This window comes from Streptomyces sp. NPDC107454, assembly GCF_055582885.1.
Genome location: NZ_JBVJPA010000035.1, coordinates 57687 through 63686, shown reverse-complemented (window position 1 = coordinate 63686; position 6000 = coordinate 57687). Strand labels below are relative to the sequence as shown.

The 6000-nt window shown below is 66.6% G+C and carries 6 protein-coding genes; 2 read left to right on the top strand and 4 right to left on the bottom strand.

All coding sequences use genetic code 11. From position 1 onward, the window contains the following. Positions 1 to 100 precede the first annotated feature (100 nt). The 3 genes from ACZ69M_RS49370 to ACZ69M_RS49360 form a co-directional block, all read right to left on the bottom strand. Complete coding sequence (locus ACZ69M_RS49370; protein WP_099939993.1) at positions 101 to 298, bottom strand: helix-turn-helix transcriptional regulator; 198 nt, start codon at positions 296 to 298, stop codon at positions 101 to 103. A 1397-nt stretch (positions 299 to 1695) separates the two neighbouring features. Further along, positions 1696 to 3039, bottom strand: a complete 1344-nt coding sequence (locus ACZ69M_RS49365; protein ID WP_470060256.1) for an endonuclease domain-containing protein — start codon at positions 3037 to 3039, stop codon at positions 1696 to 1698. A 153-nt stretch (positions 3040 to 3192) separates the two neighbouring features. Beyond that, complete coding sequence (locus ACZ69M_RS49360) at positions 3193 to 3534, bottom strand: hypothetical protein (RefSeq protein WP_470060255.1); 342 nt, start codon at positions 3532 to 3534, stop codon at positions 3193 to 3195. A gap of 137 nt (positions 3535 to 3671) precedes the next feature. On the opposite strand from ACZ69M_RS49360, the gene cutA reads away from it, so the two are divergent. Further along, a complete protein-coding gene (gene cutA, locus ACZ69M_RS49355; protein ID WP_329371257.1) occupies positions 3672 to 3998 on the top strand; it encodes a divalent-cation tolerance protein CutA in 327 nt (108 codons plus the stop codon). 60 nt (positions 3999 to 4058) lie between these two features. Here cutA and ACZ69M_RS49350 read toward each other — a convergent pair whose 3' ends face one another. Then, the gene (locus ACZ69M_RS49350; RefSeq protein WP_470060254.1) at positions 4059 to 5300 is read right to left on the bottom strand and encodes a helix-turn-helix transcriptional regulator; all 1242 of its coding nucleotides are present in this window, start codon (positions 5298 to 5300) and stop codon (positions 4059 to 4061) included. A gap of 253 nt (positions 5301 to 5553) precedes the next feature. Between ACZ69M_RS49350 and ACZ69M_RS49345 the strand changes: the two genes are divergently transcribed. Continuing rightward, positions 5554 to 5940, top strand: coding sequence for an ATP-binding protein (locus ACZ69M_RS49345; protein ID WP_382213385.1), 387 nt, complete (start codon positions 5554 to 5556; stop codon positions 5938 to 5940). Positions 5941 to 6000 lie beyond the last annotated feature (60 nt).

Genomic DNA, 6000 nt, shown 5'->3' with positions numbered 1-6000 from the left:
AAGGACGCGGACTTCTCGCGCCCGTTGACCGTCCACCGGATCTGGAAAGGCTTGCGCCGATCAGAACGTTCGCGTATGTCCCAGAAGCGGACGTTGTAACTCATCGCCATCCAGGCGTATCCCTTTCACACGCCTCCCACCACGCGTCCAGATCGGCACGGCGGCAGCGCAGTTCACCATTGGGTAGCTTGATCATTCGGGGTGCCTGACCGCGAGCGCGTAGGCGGTAGAAGGCCGATGCGCTCATGCGGATTTCCGCTAGGACTTCGGCAAGCTTGAGCGCAGGTGGACGAGCCATTGATGTCTTCCTCGGGCATTCCGGATTTGTCGGCCACCCAAGCGGCAGCGCGCGACTTGTACCCACTCCGCCACAGCTGATGGGCAGGCGCTGTCAGTTACAGGGGCTGCAGGGCGCCGACATGAAGGGCCATAGTGTCCGAACGGCTCCACCGCCAAGCACAGCCGCTGCGAACACCCTCAATGGTCTTCATGATCGCCGGTTTGGCCAACCGGCGATCGTGGTCTATGTTGTGCGCTCCCACAGGGAAATTCACGGACGATCGCTAGCGGACGAAACTCAGGGGCCAGCCGGTGCGATCGGACAACGGGGTCGCGCCGTCCGTCACGAGTACCCGGAGCCCGTCGTCAATTAGCCAGTCCAAATTGTGCGCAACGATGCGCTCGGGAGCGCCGACGGCTCGGGCTATGTACCAGGGTTGGGCTCCAGGCGTGTCGCGATGCGCGCGAGGACCACTCGGTCCCGGCGGTAGCTACGTTGCAGCAAGTCCTCGCCGACCAACCCGGTCGCACAGACGCAAAGAAACAGCGCCGTGGATGAGCGTCGTAATCCTCTCGCTCCGATGTGGTCCATACGTTCAGGGCGTCAAGTGCCAAGCGGATTGAGGCGTTGAATCGGACGGATCGGAGAGCGGCATTCGACAGGGGATACTCCTTGGGTCGGGCCTCTGCGATGAGGCCGAGCAGCACGAGGTACCGGCCTCCGGCATGGCCGACCTGCAGGTCGGCCCGGAATCCTGAATCCCATCACTGACCTGGTGTTTTTCGGGGACGTTGTACGTTGACATAGCCCCAGAGAAGGTTCCAGTCCTTCGGGGCTATTTCTCGTCTGCCGTGGGCGAATGCCGGGCCGAGGGAAGTCCAACCGGAAAACGTCAGGGGCTTTCCGTCGGAGAAGAGCGGCAGGGCGTGCTCCGCCTTCGCCTGGCTCGGGCGCACCGTGAAACCGGTGCGCACGGCGCCGGCGGCCAGCCCGGACGAGAAGCCGAAAGCCTCCGAGAAAGAGGCGGCGCGGAAGTCGCTGGCTGTACTGCGGACAGACCTGCGAGTGGCGCAGATCGCTGGGAATCGGGGCCCGGAGTGAAACGGAAGGGCTACAACGCCTGAGTGTCGCGGCGTTCGCGAGGGCTACATGATCCCTTTCCAGTGCCAGGGTCACTGCTGCAGTCGACACGGTACTGAGCCTCTGCCTGCGAGTCAGGTCGCATGCACGCGTGCTGGGCTGTGTAGGTCGTCATGCGTAACTCGGGAGCCCCAGCGAGAAGCTCGTATCCCTCCCACTCGGTGACGTCCGTTCCGCACGGACTCTGCTGCGCATTTCGCTGGGCGTGCGGGGTGACCCTGTCGGGGCCAGCAGCTGCGAGGTGACGTGGGGGCGTCAGGTCTCCCGGTGCCCGCTCAAAACAGTTCTAGGTCCTCGCCGCTGGTGTCCACGATGACTGGCCGGAACTGGGCAGGAAGGCCGTCCAAGCGGTCAGGACCGGCCGCGGCGGCCACGGCAGGGGCCGTCTCGGCCAACCAGACACGAAACCGCTCGGCGGCTTCGCGGTAGGGGACTCGCGCCAGGACACGGTGCTCGCCGGAGGGGCAGAGGTCGACGGCGACCGTGAGCAGGCAGGAACGGGGCGCCTGGTGACTGCCCGTCCAGGACACGCGCAGGACACCGCAGGGCGTGCGCCCGCTGGGAGCGCGGTGGGTCGGGCGCAGCGATCGGCAGGCTGTGTGGGCGGTCCATGCGGCGAGGTGCGGCAGGGGCAGGGTGGTGCGTGCGCGGCAGCCGGGGCAGCGGTGCCAGTGGCGGAGCCAGTCGTCGGTGTCGGTGTGGAAGAGGCGTGTGTAGCGGTTCGCCACGCGGATGTCGTTGCTGTACAGGTGGTCGGGGCGTTCCAGTGTGTTGCAGGACTGGCAGAGGGGGGCGCGGACGTAGCCGTGTTCGTGGCAGTGGTCGAGGACTGTAGCGGGCGCGACGCGGCAGACAGCGCATGCCCACCCGGCCACCCTGCGGGAGGTACTGGGCTTCCTGCTGAGCACCGAGTACAGCTGGCCTTTCAGCTCCGCGTTGTACGGGCGCAGTGAGGCGGTGGGGCCCTCGGGGCTCGTCGTCTGCCGACCGCCGGCGTCTCGGGCCTGCCGGGGGCCGGAGGGCGGCTCGGTGACGGCTGCGCTTGCCTGGCGGGTCCGCGCGGCTTGCACCCACTGCGTTTCGGTGTGCTCGGCCGCATCCAGCAGCCTGACCACGGCGCGCGGCAGCCACCATGTCCGCTGCGTCCCGTCGCGGGTCTGCTCCACGAGTATCTGTCGCCAGTCGATGCCCGCCAGATGGTACGCCCGGCCGGCTTCACGTCGTGCTGCCCGCGCGCGCCCGCCCAGCTCCTGCAGTTCCCGCGTGATGCGCCGGCACCAACGCAGCGGCGTTTCCTCGTTGCGCTCCTGCCTCGGCGCCCCACGAAACGGACCGATGCGGACCAGGTCCTGCCGGTCCATTCCCACCGTGTTCAGTTCCGCGGCCGTCCGGCGCACCTCGACCTCGGGAACACTCCACTGACCGCCGCTCGCCCTCACCGTCGCGACCACATGGCCGCCGAGCAGGACGTACCCCGCCCGGGCATGGGCAGGAGAGCAGGTGAATGCCCCAGAAGCCGTCGGCACAGCACTGCCGGCCGTCAAGTCGACCCACAGAGCGTCCGCGGCACCCAGGGTGATCAGGCCGTCCGCGCGACCGGGCATGACACGCTCTGACATACCGACAGGCTAACGGCCCGCAACGCGGCAACGGGTCTCCAAGCTCCTCGGTCAGCCGGGCCGCCGCCCGCAACTCCATATTCCTGAGCATCTGGTTCGTCAGCACCTCCCGTGCCCGCAGCCTCACCATCAGAACGTCAAGAACCGGGCAAGTCACCCTCGCGCATCAGCCGTCCCCGAGCCCAGACGAAATGAGCAACAGAGTCCGTACGTCTCGCAAAACTCGGCGTACTCGGCCTCGGTGACCGCGCCGGTCGTCGTCATCTTGACCGCCGTAGAGACGAGATCCCACTCCGAGGGCCCGACAGAGACCAGCTTGAAGTCCATCAGTAGCGGCCGGGCCGCCGTGCGGTCGACGTTGCCGACCCACGCGCCGTGCACGACGCATTCGGGCGTGCCCGCGGGCCTGTGCTCCCGCCACTCGCGGAGTTCCGCATGTCGTTGCCGCAACCACCCGCGATCACCCTCAGACAGGGACGTCGCCGCCTCGATCACTCTGCGACCCGTATGAACGTTCGGGTCTGTCGAGCGGAAAGTCCGGCACGGGCAAGGGACGGAGCTGTTTCAGCAGCGTGCCGTGTGCCCTTGACGGCTGGGTAGAGTCGCGGTACCCGAGCTGGAGAGGTAGTTGTATGGCCAACGATATTGTGATCGCGCAGACGACCAGCGACGACGAGGATCAGGCGAAGGCGCTGGCCCGGGGCGCGGTCGAGAGCAAGCTGGCAGCGGGCGTTCACGTTGATGCGCCGATCACCGCCTTCTATTGGTGGAAGGGGAAGGTCGAGACGGCGCAGGAGTGGCGGATCTCGTACATGACTACGACGGATCGTCTCCCGGCACTGGAGGCGTGGCTGCACGAGCAGCACCCGTACGACGTTCCCCAGTGGATCACGCTGCCCGTGAGTGGTGGGTCGGAGGCATACCTGTCCTGGGTTGTCGAGGAGACGGCACGCGACTGACGGCCGACAGGTCATACGACGGCGTTCGCATCCTGAGCTTGCCCGTGTGCCGCGCGGGGGTCAGGAAGCGAACTGCCGCAGGTGAAGGCCAAATTCCTGCTCGCTGTCGGGGAGCGACGCTGCGATAGTCGCGGCGCGCTCCTTGCCCATCGTGTTCGGCTTGGCCTGAGCCGCTGCGGCGAACTGGCGGGACACGTAGACGCCTTGGTCAACGTCACCTCCACGCAGCAGGGCCGAAGCGAGATCACCGAGAACCACGACACCCCCATCCGACAGTTCGTCTCCGAGGCGGCCGACCGCGGTGTCGGCTGTAACGGTGAGTTCAGGACGCCCCAACTGTCCATATACGGAGAGGGCCAACGAGTCCATGCGGTACGGGGTCACGAACCGGACCCACGCCTGCTCGCTGGTGTGATCCGCAAAGTCGTAGGCGAAGCGCGCTCGCTCCAACGCCCGGAGCGCCCCCGTCTCGTCGCCGACCGCCGCGGCTTCCTCCGCGTGCCTGCCGAGGACCCAGGCGGCAGCCGTAGCGTTGCCGTGGCCTCGCACATCGTTGGCCGCTTGGGAAAGGAACTCCAACTTCGCCTTCGGCGACGAAGCGCCGTAGCTGGCATAGGTCAGAGCCAGAGCCCGGAGTGGAGGGTGCCCGGCGGTCGCCGCGCACTGCGAAGTGACCCTGTAGTAGGCGTCGGCTCTGTCGTGCTCGCCCAGGTCCCAGGCCACCCAACCGGCCAAGGCTGCGGTTTCTCCAGCGGCGATGGCGAGAGCCCGTTCGTGCTCGCCGGCACGAGACAGAGCCGCGGTGATCGCGTCAAGATGCGCCTCGACTGTGCTTTGTAGTCGCCGGGCGCTGAGGTTGAGTTCCTGGACGTGCAGTTCAGCGGCCCGGTCGATGAGCGCAACAGCGGAGGACGAATCGATCTTAGAGCCCTTGCTGAGAGCGAAGGCGAGTCGCCCCCAGGGCTCGGCAGCCGCGCTCACGCTGATAGCCGCCCCGCCCAGCAGCGTGCGACGCTTCACGGCGTCCTGGTCCTCCCCTGCATTGGCATGCCCCTCTCTCTTCCGAACGCGGGCAGCCTTAGCCTCCCGCTGTAGTTCCTCGAAGGGGACACCGCAGGCTGCCGCAATGTGACCGATTGTGTGATTGGTAGGGATGTTCTCGAAGTTCTCATAGCGGCTGATCTCTCGGCGAGTCAGGGTATCCCGGCCGGAGACAGCGTTGATCGCCTCTGCCTGCTCCTCCTGCGTCCGACCCGAATCCTGCCGAAGCCGGAGGAGCAGGTCGGCGAACGGATCTGGCATGAGTGTGACCTCTGTTGGCGGGCGGAATCCAATCATGGCCTCAATTCCCCCTCCGGTTTCCCCCCCTTGACAGATTTTTTCCCCCTCTGGATTCCCCTGGTCGACGGCGTGGCCCCGCGGTGCGATAGCCCTCATGACCAGGCTCCAAGCGCCCCCGCCCGACGGGGCCATCCGTAGCTTTGCGGCCGCAGCAGGCGCATCACGCGTGAGGTCGGTTCAGGAAGGCCGACGCAGCACATCGGCATGGGCAGCCATACCGGCGGCACCCCATGCCTGTCAGGCGGCCTTCCTTCCTGATCTCGCGCAAGTTGGGGAGATGCGCCAGACAACCAGGGCGTTCCTACGGTGGTGCCATGTTTCGAAGCCGGTGGCGGGGTTCGCCGTGCTGGCCGTCTCAGAGCTGATCACCAACGCTGTGGTTCACGGGGAGGGCGAAATCGTGCTCCGGATCGCGGTGTACGTCGACGTGGTACGCGTCTCGGTAACCGACCACAACCTGGCCCCAGCTGTACTCAAGGAGGCCGGACCCGACAGTGAATCCGGTCGCGGGATCCGGCTTCTCGATGCGATCTCAGACGCGTGGGGAAGCTGCGGCGAGGAGACGTGGTGTGAGTTCCGGCATGTGAGGGCTGCCGCTTGAGTCAGACCTCCAGCTGGTCCTCGACCATGCAAATGACGAGCAGCACAGCTCAGTCACTCC

Coding starts and splice junctions, on each gene's coding strand:
- ACZ69M_RS49370 (WP_099939993.1), bottom strand. CDS start 298: ATGGCTCGTCCACCTGCGCTCAAGCTTGCCGAAGTCCTAGCGGAAATC.
- ACZ69M_RS49365 (WP_470060256.1), bottom strand. CDS start 3,039: ATGTCAGAGCGTGTCATGCCCGGTCGCGCGGACGGCCTGATCACCCTG.
- cutA (WP_329371257.1), top strand. CDS start 3,672: ATGGCCAACGATATTGTGATCGCGCAGACGACCAGCGACGACGAGGAT.
- ACZ69M_RS49350 (WP_470060254.1), bottom strand. CDS start 5,300: ATGCCAGATCCGTTCGCCGACCTGCTCCTCCGGCTTCGGCAGGATTCG.